Below are 13,503 nucleotides of genomic sequence, written 5' to 3' on the forward strand. Positions count from 1 at the left end.
ATGTGTTTCGTTCACTCAGGTGGGACGTCCTCTGTCGCCTCTGCGGACGTTGTCGATACCTCGCCCTGCGCGAGAATTGCGATACGCCGACAGTCTCAGGTTGCGGAGCCACTCCGGCTGGGGGCGCACCGACGCAGGACTGTTCAGCACCGGATCGAACGCGTCGATCTCTTCGGACGGTTGCAGAATTGTCGTCGAGTGAACGACGGCCAGTGGCTCGAACGCAGCTGTACCACAAGCATGTTCGAGAACCAGGCTCACACCGTGGTCGTCGATCGCTTGTCGAACGTCCGCGACGCTCATCCCGTTCATCTGCGGGCGGGTCAGCCGTGCACGCAACCACCACATCCTGCCCTGGTACTTCACCGGCATCAGAGACGACAGATGCGCGTCGTTCCACGACGTCGACGGCCACGGCACCATACGTCCTACCACTCCGGTCGCCGAGCCGGCGAGCAACAGATCCCACGGGGTGGCCCCGACCTCGAGCGGTGGGACCCGGATCGCTACCCCGGCGACATCGGGGAGGCCTGCGGGAATACCGATCCCCTTCGAGATTCGCACGGTCACCTCGCAGGAACGCAACGGGATTCCGTATCGGTCCGGCAACAGCCGTTCGAGGGAGCCGCTGAAACTCACCCCGTCCGGATGAAAAGCCCGGGCGTTCCGCACGGCCGAGAGGCCGCGAAAAGGCAGACCCAGCAAGTGCGTCGATACAGTGCGGAGTTCGGAGAATCTGCTGTCGTCAGCGCGCTGCGCATCTCGACTGCGTCGCGCGAGATCGAGGACGGACATGGAATTCACCCCCTGCTGTGTCGGTTCTCGCTACGGGGTGAATGCAGGTAACTCATGCGCCCAACTTTGCAGCGATGTCATCGACGACCGGGGCGAAGTCTTCCAACGCCGCGCGGGAGAAGCCGCCGGCGTCCTGCAGACGCTCCGTCAACGCTGCTCGGGTCACAACAACAACAGCGACGTCGTCCTGCGACTCGTCGCCGGACTTTTCCGGGACATCGAGCACGAGTTCGCCCTCCACCAGAACGAGTCGTGCATCGGGGGTGCTGTCGTACAGAGCTTGCAGTCGATCGGCGGTGTCGTTCACGGTCGGTCCTTTCGGGTGACGAAGTCGGTGGCTTTACCTCGACATCGAGATATCCGGTCCGGATCGAATCAAACGACCGAGTGCCGATTGAGCACGTTCCGCGCGGGTAGAGCTGCAGTATGACCAGTGAAAACAGTCCACAGAATTCGACGGACCCATACGACCCCGGCCAGGATCCGGATGCGGACCCGGCCAACCTCACGCAGAACGCCGGCACGCAACCGGATCAGGCGGAAGGCGAGGAAGAGGACGACGCGCAATGAACGCCGTCGGAGCCGAAGAGCAAGGAGGGCGCATCCGTGGTGAACAGTAACTACGAACGGTGGAGAACCGGCTCCACTCCACAGGCCTACACCGGTTCTCCGGTGGAGGCGGTCCGCGTCGATGGAACCAACGCCGACGACGTCGTGACCTGGCTCGAGACCAAGGGACTCGACGCGGCCAACTGCGGTGGCGCGGTCGGGATCGGGCACGTGATCGCCGACGTGGGTAGCTGGATGGTCGTCACTGCATCGAATCACGTGATGACATTGGACGACGCTACGTTCAGCGAGATGTACGAGCACACCCCGCCGCCTCTGATCGGCGGGTAACTTTTCGCGCCATCGAACCTGAACACGCCTCAGCCCCCCCCCCGGTACGACCGCAATAGGGCTGGAACGACCAGCATTCCAACGCGAATCGGCGCGGGGCCCAGGTGTGGAAACTGCTCACGCGGGTAACCGATGGACAAGGAGCCGTTCACGCGGCCGCCAAAACCTCTGTTATATCGCGCGTTTCGCGATCGGAGCAGCGCACACAACCGAAGGATCCTCAGATGTCCAACAGAAATACCCTCATCCGTTCGCTACACGATCTCGGTGCTGCTGCCTGGTTCGGCGGCTCGCTCATGGGTGCCGTGGGCGTGAACGGTGCTGCCACTGCGGTGCAGGATCCGCGAGACCGCGCACAGGTTGCCGCGGCAGGGTGGGCGAAATGGGCTCCGGTCAACGCCGCGGCCATCGGTGCACATCTCATCGGCGGCGCAGGCATACTCATGGCCAACCGCGGTCGTGCTCGTCATCAGCAGGGTGTTACCGCCAACACCAACTTCAAGATCGCCGTTACCGGGGCCGCCCTCGCCGCCACCGCGTACAGCGGTGTCCTCGGCGCGAAAACGACCAAGGCTCAGGGTCATTCGATCGATTCGGCAACCGAGCCGTCAGCAGCTACCCCACGCGAGGCCGCCGCAGCACAGAAGCAACTGAAGTACCTCCAGTGGGCATTGCCGGTCCTGACCGGAACCCTCGTGGTGCTGGGTGCTCAGCAGGGTGAGCAGCAGAGGCCGACCGAAATCTTGTCGGGAATCGCAGGAAAGCTGGTCGCCCGCGCGTAGATACACGCGCATGTGCCCTACCCCGTCGCAGACACTGCGGCGGGGTCGGACTTGTTGGGGCAGTGCCGACACCGGCGTGCAAGGTACGGCGGTCAAGGGGGCCTAGAAATTCCAGCGAAGACCGGGCGTCATCGCGATGTCGGTCACTTGCTGGACCGTCAACACGGGGTCGGCGGATACATCGACGATGCTGCCGTCGGTCCCGTATACCTCTACGCGACTGCCTCTTTCGGATGATCTCAGATCGACGACTGTGCCGTCACTCAGTGTCCGACGCTCATCGACGTAGCCGGCCAAACATGGACCGGCAGATCGGTGGGGAAGGCTCGCGCCAAAGCGGCCGACTTGGCCGAAGCGTCGAACCCAGCCGGGGCGGAATCCGGTCCGACAATGGCGTAGTTGATTCTCTGCATGTCCTCGGGCTGGACTACCTCCGCACAGCCGGGTATCGACACGGCGTCGGGTTGCGGATCGTGGAGAGGACCGGCGACTACGACGCCTGCTGCCACGGTGCCGACGATCACCGAGACTGTCGTCCACACCGACTTCGGGTCACCTGGGCTGGCCATCCTGCCAGTGTCCACCGCCGGCGACGACCCCCATCGCCCGGGTCACGCTGCGTTGCAGGCTTTACCGCCTGGACCGTTCGGCAAACCCCGACCCCACTGCTCCGACCGCGAACACCGCTGCGGTCAGCACGATGTTCGGCCACAGACCGAAGCGGGGGTCCAGTGCCCACTCCCGCGGCACGAGATTCTCGACGTTGTAGAGGTTGGACACCAGACTCGCAGCGACGGCGACAACACCGATTGCCACCAGCAACCGCGACCGCAGGCCGACACCCCACACCAGGACCGCGATCGATATCGCCAGTAAGGGCAACAATCCTCGAATCGTCATGTTACCCACGTAGAACATCATTCCGTTCTGCACGAAAACTGCTGTTGCACTCGACAATCCGAGACTCGCAACGAGCCACAGCCGAACATGCATGGCGACGCCCGATCGACGTTCGCTCCACACGCAGTAGACCGCGACGGCCCCGATGCACACCGGCAGAGCGCACAGCCAGTACACATCGGCTGCTGGTTCTCCGAGGTGCGCACCACCGAACCACGCCGGACCCGACACCGACTCACCGCCGACGACCGGTTGCCGAACGTAGAACGGCAACGCACCGACGAAGAGCAGCGAGATGAACAACAGCGGGATGAACAACGGCGAAGCCTGAGCATCCGACTCGCTCACAGTCGCGGTTCTGCCTGATCGATCGCTCACGTGCCCTCCTCGGCGAGACAAGCACACCTTACGTCCGGTTTGTTTCTAAAGGGTGTGCTTTGTACCGATCTGCACGCCGTCTACCAGGCCGCCCCTCGCCGGCGTCCCCGTTGTTCATCCCACATGCGGACCCGTCGTCGGAGATCTACACCGGGCAGGTGTCGAGCCGCCAACCACTGGCCTATACGACGAAAAAGCCCTGAACTGCATCGCTGCAGTTCGGGGCTTTTTCTTCTGTGCGCCCGAAGGGATTCGAACCCCTAACCTCTTGATCCGTAGTCAAGTGCTCTATCCGTTGAGCTACGGGCGCATGTTCAGTTGTGTCGGTTCCGAGGAACCGACGTGCCGATCCTTGCGGATCAGCGTGGCGGAGGCGAGAGGATTTGAACCTCCGGACCCGGTGAAGGGTCAAGTCATTAGCAGTGACTCCCATTCGGCCGCTCTGGCACGCCTCCTAGGCTGCCGGCCCTCTCGGACCGCCGAGGAAAGAGATTACACACGGCTGAGGCCAGAAGGCAAAACGGCTGGTCGACGCCCCAGGTTCGCGCGGCGTTCGCGTAAAAGATGCTTGTTGCTCGTCAACGCATGAAGCTGTCGAACCAGTCGAAGATGCGCGTCTGCGCATCGACGAGAGCGGCCTCGGCGGGGTCGGTGTCGTCGCTGCTGCCCGGCTGTTCCCGAGGATGATCGGCGCGATGCTCCACACCGGAGTAGCTGACGACGTTCGTGGCCACTGAGGCGCGCGTGGCGGCATCGCGAAGGGCTTCGATGTGTTCGGGTGGGGTGTGGGGGTCGTTCTCGCCGTAGAGGCCGAGCCACGGCGCCTGCAACTTCGGCACGGCGTCGACCAAAGCGATCGCGTCCGAATTGAGCGGCTCCACGATCCCTGCTGCGGCGACACTGACCGCCGCTCCGACCGGACGGCTGGTGGCCACGATCAACGCGGCCGTTCCGGCATCGTCGAATCCGATGACGCCGATGCAATCGGAGTACACCCCGCGCTGGACGAGCCAGTCGGAGGTGGCGTCGAAATCTGCGAAGAGGTCGTCGCCGAACACTTCCTTGTCGTCGCCGTGCCCCCGATGGAACAGGTCCGGCGCTACCGCCAGCCACCCTTCCAACGCGAGGGCGCGCAGGAGATCTTTCAGCGACTCGGGAATCTCCCTGGCCTCGTGCAACACGACGATCCCGCCGCGCGGTGACCCATCGGGCTCGACGGCCGTCAACGGCACTTTCTCCTGCGAGACGGGTTTCGATGCGGCCGTATCCACCTCGTCGTCCGCGCCGACTGTGGGCGCGGGGGCGGACCGAAGGACTGCGAAGTCGCTGAAAGTTCCCGACATACTGTACGAAGATAGGACGATCGCGGCCGTCCTGCACAGCTTTGACGCGGACAGGCAGAAGTCGCTTACCGACAGGGTCGGCGCATAATGACTGACGTGACCGTGCACATCCGCCCCGACCTCGACGCCATCCCCGCTTACGTACCCGGCCGCAGCTTTCCCGGTGCGATCAAGCTGGCGAGTAACGAAACGACACAGGGCCCTCTGCCGAGTGTCCGCGAGGCGATCGTGGAAGCCGCCGGCGGCGTCAATCGCTACCCCGACATCCGCGCGACAGCGCTCGTCGAGTCGTTGGCGGAGAAGCTCGGAGTGGCCCCGGAGAACGTGGCCGCCGGAAATGGCTCGGTCGCGTTGTGCCAGGAGGTCGTCCAGATTACCTGTGGCCCCGGTGACGAAGTGATCTTCGCGTGGCGCTCGTTCGAGGCCTATCCGATCATCGTCCGGGTGACGGGAGCGACGCCCGTTCAAGTGCCGCTGACCTCGGACCACGTGCACGATCTCGACGCAATGCTCGACGCCATCACCGAGCGCACCCGACTGATCTTCGTCTGCAACCCGAACAACCCGAGCGGAACCGTCGTTCAGCGCGACAAGCTCGTGGCCTTTCTCGACGCGGTGCCGCCCAACGTCCTCGTCGTCCTCGACGAGGCCTACTTCGAGTACACCCGGCCCGACGCGGCAGGCAATCACACCGATGGGGTGGAGATCGCACGCGGTCGGCGCAACGTGATCGTGCTGCGGACGTTCTCGAAGGCGTACGGCCTCGCGGGTCTCCGAGTGGGCTACGCGGTGGCCGATCCCGAGGTGATCACTGCGCTGTCCAAGGTTCGTATTGCGTTCGCAGTCAGCACCATTGCTCAGCAGGCGGCTCTGGCGTCGCTCGAAGCCTCGGCCGAGCTACTGGCTCGTACCGATGCGCTGATCGCCGAACGTGATCGAGTGCGCGACGCCCTGGTCTCGGGTGGCTACGACGTGGGCGTATCCCAGTCCAATTTCATCTGGCTGCCGCTAGGCGAACGTTCGGGTGAATTCGCCTCGGGCGCAGCCGAACAGGGCGTGTTGTTGCGTTCCTACGGAAACGACGGAATGCGGGTCACCATCGGCGACCCGCACGAGAACGACGCGTTTCTGAAGTTCGCTCTACAGTCCTAGCGCGCGCTCGAGCGTCGGCCAGGATTCCCGGAGATCGTCCTGCCAGTACGGCCACTGATGAATGCCGTACGGGCGGTAGGTGAAGGTGGCCGGTATGTCGATCGAGCGCAGGCGTGTGTCGAAGAGCGTGGTGCAGTACAGCGCTGCAGCTTCGAGCGGTCCGCCCATCGCAGCTTCCTGCACACCACCGCCGCCGGGGCCCAGTTCGTACGGGCCGGGTAGGCCGGTGCCGACGGACACGTAGACGTCCTTGCCGCGCAATGCTTCTGCGTTGCGTGACGGATCGTGTTCGATCCACTTCGCGTCGGCGTTCTCGCCCCACATGTTGGTGGCGTTGCCGCCGTTGGTGGCGACCGTGGCGCGCACAGCGTCCTTGAGGTTGTTCTGCGAGTTGTCGTAGCAACCGCTCAAACCGGCTACTCCGGTGTAGAGATCGGGGTGACGCGTGATGAGATCCATCGCGGCCTGGGCACCCATCGACACACCGCCGATGGCATTGGTGCCGTTACCGGAGAACCGCGCGTCGATCAGCGGCGGCAACTCCGCAGTCAGAAATGTCTCCCACTTGTTGATGCCCAGAACGGGGTCGGGCACATTCCAGTCGGTGTAGTAGCTACTCGATCCACCGACCGGCAACACCACATTGACCGGCTTGTCCGCGAAGAAGTCGACGATGTCGGTCTTCTGCGTCCAGGTGCTTTCCTTGTAATCGGATTCCTTGCCGGCACTGACGCCGTCGAGCATGTAGAGCGTCGGACGGGACACGGCCTGCGCGGCTGGAAGAAGAACCTGCACCTGGATCGCCCGACCCATCGCCGGCGAATCGACCCACACGGCCGCACGACGCGGAGTCAACATGTCGACTCGATCGATACGAGCCGCTGCCGTCGGCAACGACTGCGCCTGCATGCCAGGTGCCGCCCCGCCACCATCGGCACTGCCGGTACCCGGAAGCGGCTGCGCTCCGGCGATACCCGACGACAGCAAGGACACAGCCAGCGCAGCCCCCGCTGCTGCCAACACACGACGGTGCATCTGATCTGCCATCCTCCCCAGGCGCACCCTCGCGGGCGCAACACAAACAACATCCGTTCCACAACGTACTCACCGCGACGCAGACACGCCGAGGGCTGTGGGTCCGCTCACAGTAGCCGCGAAATCCCGCGTACAAAAGTCTGCGTAATCCTTTGTTACATGTACCGAAGAAATAACGGTCTACCTGGTCGGATGCCGCCGCCGGGAGGTGCTTCGGAAGGCACTCAACGTGACATTCGGTGGACTTTTCGGGGGTCAATGTCACATCGAGTGGACTTCTGGCGGAGCAGGCTCAACCGCGGCCGGTTTCGCCCTGCAACTTGTCGATCATTTCCGACGCCTGCGCCTTGTTCAGGTCGTCGGGAACTTCCTCCCCTGCTTCCTGCGCGAGGGTGCTCAGGTAGCTCTTCTGCGGACCGGTCATCGGCTCGTCGCCGGTGACCCAGTCGTCGGGATCCTTCTCGGGGTTCTGGTTGACCTGCTCGTTTTCGCTCATACGTTCGTAAATACGCCCTCGTGACGGTTTCCAAACGCGTCGACCCTGCGCATGTCGGTGCCGCCCTGCTCAGCACGGCTGTCGGTCGCGCGAATGACTTCGTTGACAGTTCAAGGATCCGTCGAGGAAGCTCCATCGCACCCCCTCGAATTGGAGCAACATGAAGACGAAGAGCCTGCTGGTCAGAATCGGCATCGGAAGCGCGATCGCTGCGGCAGCCATGGTCACCACCCCCGCCCTCGCTTCGGCGGATCCGATCACCGATTTCCTGTGCGGTGCCGGCTCGGCTCAGTTCTGCATCCTTCCGCCGCCGCCTGCTTTCGCTCCCCCGCCCGCACCTCAGGGTGCGCCCGCCCCACAGCCGCAGGGTGCGCCGGCTCCCGCACCTCGGCCCAACGGTGGGTTCCAGTACCAGAACTGCGACGCCGCCCGCGACGCCGGAGCTGCACCGGTCTATCGCGACGAGTACGGCTACGGCCCCCAACTCGACCGCGACAACGACGGCATCGGCTGCGAGTAGCGAGTTCGCACTTGTGTAGGTGAATCGCTGCCGATCGTCTGCACAAGTGCGATCTCGGCGGGCGGATACGCTCGCTCGATGAGACGACGCCAGCAACCGCCCCTGGCGAAGCGCTACGGCCTCGACCCCGCGCGCGTCCGAATGCCCGAGGACGGGACATGGCCCACCGTCCGCGAGTTCTTGACGGCGACCGAGCAACGGATCTCGCCGGGACGCATCGACGAGATGCTCGCTGCGGGTGAGGTCGTCGACATGGGCGGGCCTGTATCCGCTGATGCGCCGTACGTCCCCGGCGACGCTGTCTGGTTCCACCGCGACCTGCCGACGGAAACCGTTGTGCCCTTCGATATCTCGATCGTGCACCAGGACGACGTCATATTGGTGATCGACAAACCGCACTTTCTGCCGACGATCCCGCGCGGCGGCCACATTCTGCAGACCGCTTTGGTGCGCCTGCGCCTCGAACTCGATCTTCCGCAACTGGTGCCTGCTCATCGACTCGATCGCGTCACCGCCGGCCTGGTGCTGTTCGTCGTCGATCCGACACTTCGCGGGGCGTATCAGACGTTGTTTCAGGATCGGAAGGTACACAAGGAATACGAGGCCATCGCGGCCTACGAACCGTCGCTCACCCTGCCTACCGAGGTACGCAGTCGAATCGTCGCGGACAAGGGCCAGTTCACTGCACGCGAGGTGGACGGAGAACCCAACGCGCACACCGTCGTCGAACTCGTGGACCACCGCGAGAGCATCGGACGGTATCGACTGACACCGTCGACGGGACGAACCCATCAGCTACGTCTGCACATGAACTCGTTGGGCATCCCCATCCTGGGTGACGACCTCTACCCGACGGCTACCGGCCGAGCCGTCGACGATTTCACGGTACCCCTCCAATTACTCTCCAGTGCAATCGAATTCATCGACCCGATCTCGAAAGCTGTACGACGCTTCGAGACTCGGCGCAGCCTGGAGCGTTGGGAGACCGCGGAGGGCTGATCACTCGCGACCGGGGGCGAGAGGATCGCGTCCGCCCAGCTTCATCTCGAACTCTGAATACGTCTCCAGCGAGGCAAAGTGACGCGAATACAGATCGTCGGCGTCACCGGTGAGATCGCGAAGAGTGCGAGCCACATCGACCACACGCACCAATCGGACGTATGACCGGTCCTCGCCGGAGCCCACCTCGTACTCCTGCTCGCGCGCGAGCATTTCGACCTTGCCCTGCGCAGCGACATCGTTATTGGCGTGGATCAGATAGAAATCTTCCCGGTAATACTTGCCTGTGCCATCATTCGAGCCGAGCTCGAAAAGCGCAATTGCGAAGTAGGCCTGTTCGGCGGAATTCATACCGACGAAGGTAGCAACAGATCGGATCGCCGCGCTTTCCACCAGGGGCACAGAAGCTTCTCTCGTGGAGCCCTACTCAGAATTCTGGTCACGCTCGGACTTCACGAGTTCCTTCGTGCGCACCAAGCGCAGCGCCGTGACCAACACGACGCCGCCGATGATGTTGAACAGCACTGTGTAGCCGAACCATTCGATCCACTCGCGGTAGGTCACATCCGCTCCTGCGTGGATGGCCCCGAAGATCAGCAGGGAATCCAGGACCGAGTGGAACAACTGCAATCCGGCCAACAGAAAACCCGCCGCCATGGCGGCGATGATCCGCGCCACATCGGATTCGGTTCCCTGCTGCATGCGGGTCAGCAGTGTCATCGTGCTGCCGCCGAGAACAGCGAGGCAGATCGACTGAAGATCCAAGGGTGCGTAGACGAAATGATGCGCCGACTCGGACAACACTTCGAGCCATTGCGGAAACGCGTGCGCGATCAACCACATCACGAACCAACCGCCGAGCAGATTCGCGAGCAGCGTCCCGACCCACAACTTCGCGAGCTGTGCAGGCGTGCCGTTGCGGGCCACAATCGCGGCGATCGGCATCAGGAAATCCTCGGTGAACAGCTCACCGTGTGCGAGATAGATGGCCACCAGGCCGATTCCGAACGCCAGGCCCGCCAGCAGGTGACTGCCGGTCTCGTCCAGCACCGCTAGGTACGCCATCACCCCCAGAGCGACCTCGAGTCCGCCGAACAGTCCGGTGATCAGCACGGTGCGTACGGTGCGGTGCAATCGCTCCTCGCCTTCGGTGACGACAGCGTCGAAACTCTCCTCGAGCTCTTCTTCCAGAGGCCCCTCGTTGTCGCCGTCGTTGCGCCGCGCTTCTTCGCTCATTGGCAGGTAGTACCCACCTAACCGGTATTGATGCCACGCCGAGAATTCGCTGCTTCGCAAACGAACAAACCCGGTCCACCCTCGCGGGCGGACCGGGCTCGGTCAATCGACATATGGCGGAAGCGGAGGGATTTGAACCCCCGGACGCTTTTACACGTCTCTCGCTTTCAAGGCGAGTGCATTGGGCCGCTCTGCCACGCTTCCGTGTGCGATCTTAACGGCCGGGGCGGCACCGGCCCAATCGCCCCTCGTTGCCGGTCTGTCAGCGTCGGGGTCGGGTTGCCGATGCGTCCATTGCGGCGTCCACTTTCTGGAAGATGTCGCCCAGGACCTCCAGTTCGGCCGGGGTGAGGAGATCGACCAGATGTTGCCGGACGCTGCGGACGTGCGTGGGTGCTGCCTCCGTCAGTCGTCGTCGACCTTCCTCGGTGATGACGGCGAGGACGCCACGGCCGTCGTGCGCGCAGGTACTGCGGCGCACCATGTCCTGGACTTCCATCCGCCTGATCTGGTGGGTGAGGCGACTTCGGGAGGACAGAACCCCGTCGGCCAACTCGCTCATGCGGATGGAGCCGTCGTCCGCCTCGGACAGCATCACCAGGATGCGGTATTCGGCCATCGACAGGTCGTGTCTGTCCTGTAGATCCCTGTTCAATACCTCCATCAATCGTTGACCGCCGTCGACATAGGCACGCCAAGCTCTCATTTCCGCAGTGTCGAGCCACTGCGGGTCCCCCCCGGGACCAATGGCTAATTCGGCCGTCACGCGAGTCATCTTAGGCAGGAAATCTACTCACGAGTAGCTTGCCGTGGTTCGGGGCCCGATTCGCCGATGCGACCTAGGGTCGAGTTATGACAGATCCCTACATCGACCCTCCGTACGTTGCCGCCGCCGATCGCTACGAATCCATGTCGTATCGCCGAGTGGGATCGCGTGGGCCGGTACTGCCGGCTGTGTCGCTGGGCCTGTGGCACAACTTCGGCGACGACGTTCCACTGATGAAGCAGCGCGCGATTCTCCGTCGCGCCTTCGATCTGGGAATCAACCATTTCGACTTGGCGAACAACTACGGTCCGCCGTACGGAAGCGCCGAGAAGAACTTCGGCCGCATCTTCTCCGAGGACTTCGCCGGGTACCGCGACGAACTGATCATCTCCAGCAAAGCGGGATGGGACATGTGGCCCGGCCCATACGGCTTCGGTGGCTCCCGCAAGTACCTGCTGTCCTCACTCGACCAGTCGTTGACGCGTATGCGACTCGACCACGTCGACATCTTCTACAGCCACCGCCCCGACCACGACACCCCCATCGAAGAGACAGCCGGCGCGCTGATCAGCGCTGTCCAGCAGGGGAAGGCCCTGTACGCGGGCATCAGCTCGTACAAGCCCGAGGGCACGCAGAAGATGGCGGATCTGCTCGCCGACGCCGGTGTTCCGCTGCTGATCCATCAGCCCAGCTACTCGATGGTCAACCGGTGGATCGAACCCGAACTACTGGGCACACTCGACGCGATCGGCGCAGGCGTCATTGCATTCTCTCCCCTCGCCCAAGGCATGCTCACCGACAAGTACCTCGACGGCATTCCCGCGGATTCGCGAGCAGCACAAGGCAAGTCACTGAACCCGGACTGGCTCACCGACGACCACATCGGGCACCTTCGCGCACTGAACGACATCGCGTCGGCCCGCGGTCAGTCACTGGCTCAGCTCGCGCTGAGTTGGGCGCTGCGCGACCGGCGAGTGACGTCGGTACTGATCGGCGCATCGAGCGTCGAGCAGCTCGAGAACAACGTCGCGGCGCTGGACAATCTGGATTTCTCCGACGCCGAACTCGAACAGATCGACAGTCACGCCGGCGACTTCGGCATCAACCTCTGGGACCTGTAAAGCGCCTGCGACAGTGGTGGCGCATCATGGATGCATGCGTGCAATCACACTGAAAGAATTCGGCGATCCCGACGTCATGGAGTGGACCGAGGTTCCCGATCCACGACCGGCCCGCGGACAGGTGATCGTCGACGTCTCCGCCACCGCCGTCAACCGTGCCGATCTGATGCAGCGTCAGGGCAACTACCCGCCGCCCCCGGGTGCCAGCGAGATCCTCGGTCTCGAGTGCTCGGGAATCATTTCCGAGCTCGGTGACGGCGTCAGCGGTTGGAACGTCGGCGACAGGGTCTGCGCGCTTCTGGCAGGTGGCGGGTACGCCGAGCAGGTCGCCGTGCCTGCCACCCAGCTGTTCCCGATCCCTGCGGGCCTCGATCTCCATGTGGCAGCAGCACTTCCGGAGGTCGCGTCCACGGTGTGGTCCAACCTGGTGATGGATGCGCACATGCGTTCGGGCCAAGTACTGCTGATCCACGGCGGCGGCAGCGGAATCGGTACGCACGCAATCCAGGTCGCGAAACAGATGGGCGTCACCGTCGCCGTGACCGCCGGATCCAAGTACAAGCTGGACATGTGCGCGGACCTCGGCGCCGACATCCTCATCGACTACAAGAACCAAGACTTCGTCACCGAAATCCGTTCACAGACAAACGATCACGGAGCCGACCTGATCCTGGACAACATGGGCGCTAAATACCTCGACCGAAACCTCGACGCGCTCGCCATGGACGGCACCGTCGTCACCATCGGAATGCAGGGCGGCGTGAAGGGTGAGCTGAACTTCGGCAAGCTCATCGCCAAGCGCGGCTCGGTACACGCGGCCGGATTGCGTGGACGCCCCGAGACCGGACCGTCGAGCAAAGCCGACATCGTCGCCGACATGACCGCACACCTGTGGCCGATGATCTCCGAGGGCCGGGTCACCGCCGTCGTGCATGCCGAAATCCCGATAACCGAAGCAGCACAAGGGCATCGAATGCTCGATGACGCCGAGACGATCGGGAAGGTCATCCTGCGCGTGCAGTGATGTGCGTCCAAGGGTCGTGAGTGGAACTTCGTAGTGGGCTACGAAGTTCCGTGCAC

The 13,503-nt window shown here is 63.4% G+C and carries 18 protein-coding genes and 3 tRNA genes; 8 read left to right on the plus strand and 13 right to left on the minus strand.

Translation table 11 applies throughout. The features are described 5' to 3' along the window. Positions 1-15: 15 nt before the first annotated feature. Complete coding sequence (locus AB0P23_RS08745; RefSeq protein ID WP_052062988.1) at positions 16-795, minus strand: hypothetical protein; 780 nt, start codon at positions 793-795, stop codon at positions 16-18. A 52-nt stretch (positions 796-847) separates the two neighbouring features. Then, a complete protein-coding gene (locus AB0P23_RS08750) occupies positions 848-1,102 on the minus strand; it encodes a hypothetical protein (protein WP_027494751.1) in 255 nt (84 codons plus the stop codon). A gap of 119 nt (positions 1,103-1,221) precedes the next feature. On the opposite strand from AB0P23_RS08750, the gene AB0P23_RS08755 reads away from it, so the two are divergent. The 3 genes from AB0P23_RS08755 (at position 1,222) to AB0P23_RS08765 (ending at position 2,477) form a co-directional block, all read left to right on the plus strand. Beyond that, positions 1,222-1,365 (plus strand): hypothetical protein, encoded by a 144-nt coding sequence (locus tag AB0P23_RS08755; protein WP_167325892.1) that lies wholly within the window; start codon positions 1,222-1,224, stop codon positions 1,363-1,365. 36 nt (positions 1,366-1,401) lie between these two features. Beyond that, on the plus strand, positions 1,402-1,695 hold the full coding sequence (locus AB0P23_RS08760; protein WP_027494752.1) for a hypothetical protein: 294 nt from the start codon (positions 1,402-1,404) through the stop codon (positions 1,693-1,695). Positions 1,696-1,919: 224 nt separating this feature from the next. Next, on the plus strand, positions 1,920-2,477 hold the full coding sequence (locus tag AB0P23_RS08765; RefSeq protein WP_032374064.1) for a hypothetical protein: 558 nt from the start codon (positions 1,920-1,922) through the stop codon (positions 2,475-2,477). A 263-nt stretch (positions 2,478-2,740) separates the two neighbouring features. Here the strand turns inward: AB0P23_RS08765 and AB0P23_RS08770 are convergent, their stop codons facing one another. The 5 genes from AB0P23_RS08770 to AB0P23_RS08790 all read right to left on the minus strand — a co-directional run bounded on the left by AB0P23_RS08770 (position 2,741) and on the right by AB0P23_RS08790 (position 5,098). Further along, positions 2,741-3,046, minus strand: coding sequence for a hypothetical protein (locus AB0P23_RS08770; RefSeq protein WP_032374066.1), 306 nt, complete (start codon positions 3,044-3,046; stop codon positions 2,741-2,743). Between the two features lie 61 nt (positions 3,047-3,107). Then, positions 3,108-3,755 (minus strand): hypothetical protein, encoded by a 648-nt coding sequence (locus AB0P23_RS08775; protein WP_155288754.1) that lies wholly within the window; start codon positions 3,753-3,755, stop codon positions 3,108-3,110. A 237-nt stretch (positions 3,756-3,992) separates the two neighbouring features. Continuing rightward, positions 3,993-4,065: transfer RNA gene (locus AB0P23_RS08780), tRNA-Arg, on the minus strand. A 55-nt stretch (positions 4,066-4,120) separates the two neighbouring features. Beyond that, positions 4,121-4,210 (minus strand) — tRNA-Ser (locus AB0P23_RS08785). A gap of 123 nt (positions 4,211-4,333) precedes the next feature. Next, positions 4,334-5,098 (minus strand): dienelactone hydrolase family protein, encoded by a 765-nt coding sequence (locus AB0P23_RS08790; protein ID WP_032374149.1) that lies wholly within the window; start codon positions 5,096-5,098, stop codon positions 4,334-4,336. A 96-nt stretch (positions 5,099-5,194) separates the two neighbouring features. On the opposite strand from AB0P23_RS08790, the gene hisC reads away from it, so the two are divergent. After that, a complete protein-coding gene (gene hisC / locus AB0P23_RS08795; RefSeq protein ID WP_032401170.1) occupies positions 5,195-6,250 on the plus strand; it encodes a histidinol-phosphate transaminase in 1,056 nt (351 codons plus the stop codon). On the opposite strand, the gene AB0P23_RS08800 is transcribed toward hisC, so the two are convergent. Beyond that, on the minus strand, positions 6,239-7,285 hold the full coding sequence (locus AB0P23_RS08800) for an alpha/beta hydrolase family protein (protein WP_363797334.1): 1,047 nt from the start codon (positions 7,283-7,285) through the stop codon (positions 6,239-6,241). The two genes, hisC and AB0P23_RS08800, sit on opposite strands and share 12 nt — an antisense overlap. A 292-nt stretch (positions 7,286-7,577) precedes the next feature. Then, positions 7,578-7,781, minus strand: a complete 204-nt coding sequence (locus tag AB0P23_RS08805; protein ID WP_027494766.1) for a DUF3072 domain-containing protein — start codon at positions 7,779-7,781, stop codon at positions 7,578-7,580. Positions 7,782-7,941: 160 nt separating this feature from the next. On the opposite strand from AB0P23_RS08805, the gene AB0P23_RS08810 reads away from it, so the two are divergent. Further along, positions 7,942-8,301 carry an excalibur calcium-binding domain-containing protein gene (locus tag AB0P23_RS08810; protein ID WP_363797286.1) on the plus strand — a complete coding sequence of 120 codons (360 nt, stop codon included), beginning with the start codon at positions 7,942-7,944 and terminating at the stop codon, positions 8,299-8,301. Positions 8,302-8,379: 78 nt separating this feature from the next. Continuing rightward, complete coding sequence (locus AB0P23_RS08815) at positions 8,380-9,300, plus strand: pseudouridine synthase (protein WP_363797287.1); 921 nt, start codon at positions 8,380-8,382, stop codon at positions 9,298-9,300. On the opposite strand, the gene AB0P23_RS08820 is transcribed toward AB0P23_RS08815, so the two are convergent. The 4 genes from AB0P23_RS08820 to AB0P23_RS08835 form a co-directional block, all read right to left on the minus strand. Continuing rightward, positions 9,301-9,693, minus strand: coding sequence for a DUF4288 domain-containing protein (locus AB0P23_RS08820; protein ID WP_363797289.1), 393 nt, complete (start codon positions 9,691-9,693; stop codon positions 9,301-9,303). Positions 9,694-9,723: 30 nt separating this feature from the next. Further along, positions 9,724-10,536 (minus strand): formate/nitrite transporter family protein, encoded by an 813-nt coding sequence (locus AB0P23_RS08825; protein WP_283541745.1) that lies wholly within the window; start codon positions 10,534-10,536, stop codon positions 9,724-9,726. Positions 10,537-10,650: 114 nt separating this feature from the next. Next, positions 10,651-10,740 (minus strand) — tRNA-Ser (locus AB0P23_RS08830). A gap of 58 nt (positions 10,741-10,798) precedes the next feature. Next, positions 10,799-11,242, minus strand: coding sequence for a MarR family transcriptional regulator (locus AB0P23_RS08835; protein ID WP_230593545.1), 444 nt, complete (start codon positions 11,240-11,242; stop codon positions 10,799-10,801). Positions 11,243-11,388: 146 nt separating this feature from the next. Between AB0P23_RS08835 and mgrA the strand changes: the two genes are divergently transcribed. Beyond that, positions 11,389-12,423, plus strand: coding sequence for an L-glyceraldehyde 3-phosphate reductase (gene mgrA / locus AB0P23_RS08840; RefSeq protein ID WP_032366524.1), 1,035 nt, complete (start codon positions 11,389-11,391; stop codon positions 12,421-12,423). Between the two features lie 34 nt (positions 12,424-12,457). Then, the gene (locus tag AB0P23_RS08845; protein ID WP_032366525.1) at positions 12,458-13,447 is read left to right on the plus strand and encodes an NAD(P)H-quinone oxidoreductase; all 990 of its coding nucleotides are present in this window, start codon (positions 12,458-12,460) and stop codon (positions 13,445-13,447) included. The last annotated feature ends 56 nt before the right edge of the window (positions 13,448-13,503 follow it).

Source organism: Rhodococcus sp. NPDC077669, assembly GCF_040686915.1.
GTDB lineage: Bacteria > Actinomycetota > Actinomycetes > Mycobacteriales > Mycobacteriaceae > Rhodococcoides > Rhodococcoides fascians.

Bases quoted from the DNA above. Each gene is read 5' to 3' on its own strand.
- AB0P23_RS08770 (WP_032374066.1), bottom strand. From the start codon at position 3,046: ATGGCCAGCCCAGGTGACCCGAAGTCGGTGTGGACGACAGTCTCGGTG.
- AB0P23_RS08790 (WP_032374149.1), bottom strand. From the start codon at position 5,098: ATGTCGGGAACTTTCAGCGACTTCGCAGTCCTTCGGTCCGCCCCCGCG.
- AB0P23_RS08745 (WP_052062988.1), bottom strand. From the start codon at position 795: ATGTCCGTCCTCGATCTCGCGCGACGCAGTCGAGATGCGCAGCGCGCT.
- AB0P23_RS08765 (WP_032374064.1), top strand. From the start codon at position 1,920: ATGTCCAACAGAAATACCCTCATCCGTTCGCTACACGATCTCGGTGCT.
- AB0P23_RS08815 (WP_363797287.1), top strand. From the start codon at position 8,380: ATGAGACGACGCCAGCAACCGCCCCTGGCGAAGCGCTACGGCCTCGAC.
- AB0P23_RS08845 (WP_032366525.1), top strand. From the start codon at position 12,458: ATGCGTGCAATCACACTGAAAGAATTCGGCGATCCCGACGTCATGGAG.
- AB0P23_RS08755 (WP_167325892.1), top strand. From the start codon at position 1,222: ATGACCAGTGAAAACAGTCCACAGAATTCGACGGACCCATACGACCCC.
- AB0P23_RS08805 (WP_027494766.1), bottom strand. From the start codon at position 7,781: ATGAGCGAAAACGAGCAGGTCAACCAGAACCCCGAGAAGGATCCCGAC.
- AB0P23_RS08825 (WP_283541745.1), bottom strand. From the start codon at position 10,536: ATGAGCGAAGAAGCGCGGCGCAACGACGGCGACAACGAGGGGCCTCTG.
- mgrA (WP_032366524.1), top strand. From the start codon at position 11,389: ATGACAGATCCCTACATCGACCCTCCGTACGTTGCCGCCGCCGATCGC.
- AB0P23_RS08835 (WP_230593545.1), bottom strand. From the start codon at position 11,242: ATGAGAGCTTGGCGTGCCTATGTCGACGGCGGTCAACGATTGATGGAG.
- AB0P23_RS08800 (WP_363797334.1), bottom strand. From the start codon at position 7,285: ATGCACCGTCGTGTGTTGGCAGCAGCGGGGGCTGCGCTGGCTGTGTCC.
- AB0P23_RS08810 (WP_363797286.1), top strand. From the start codon at position 7,942: ATGAAGACGAAGAGCCTGCTGGTCAGAATCGGCATCGGAAGCGCGATC.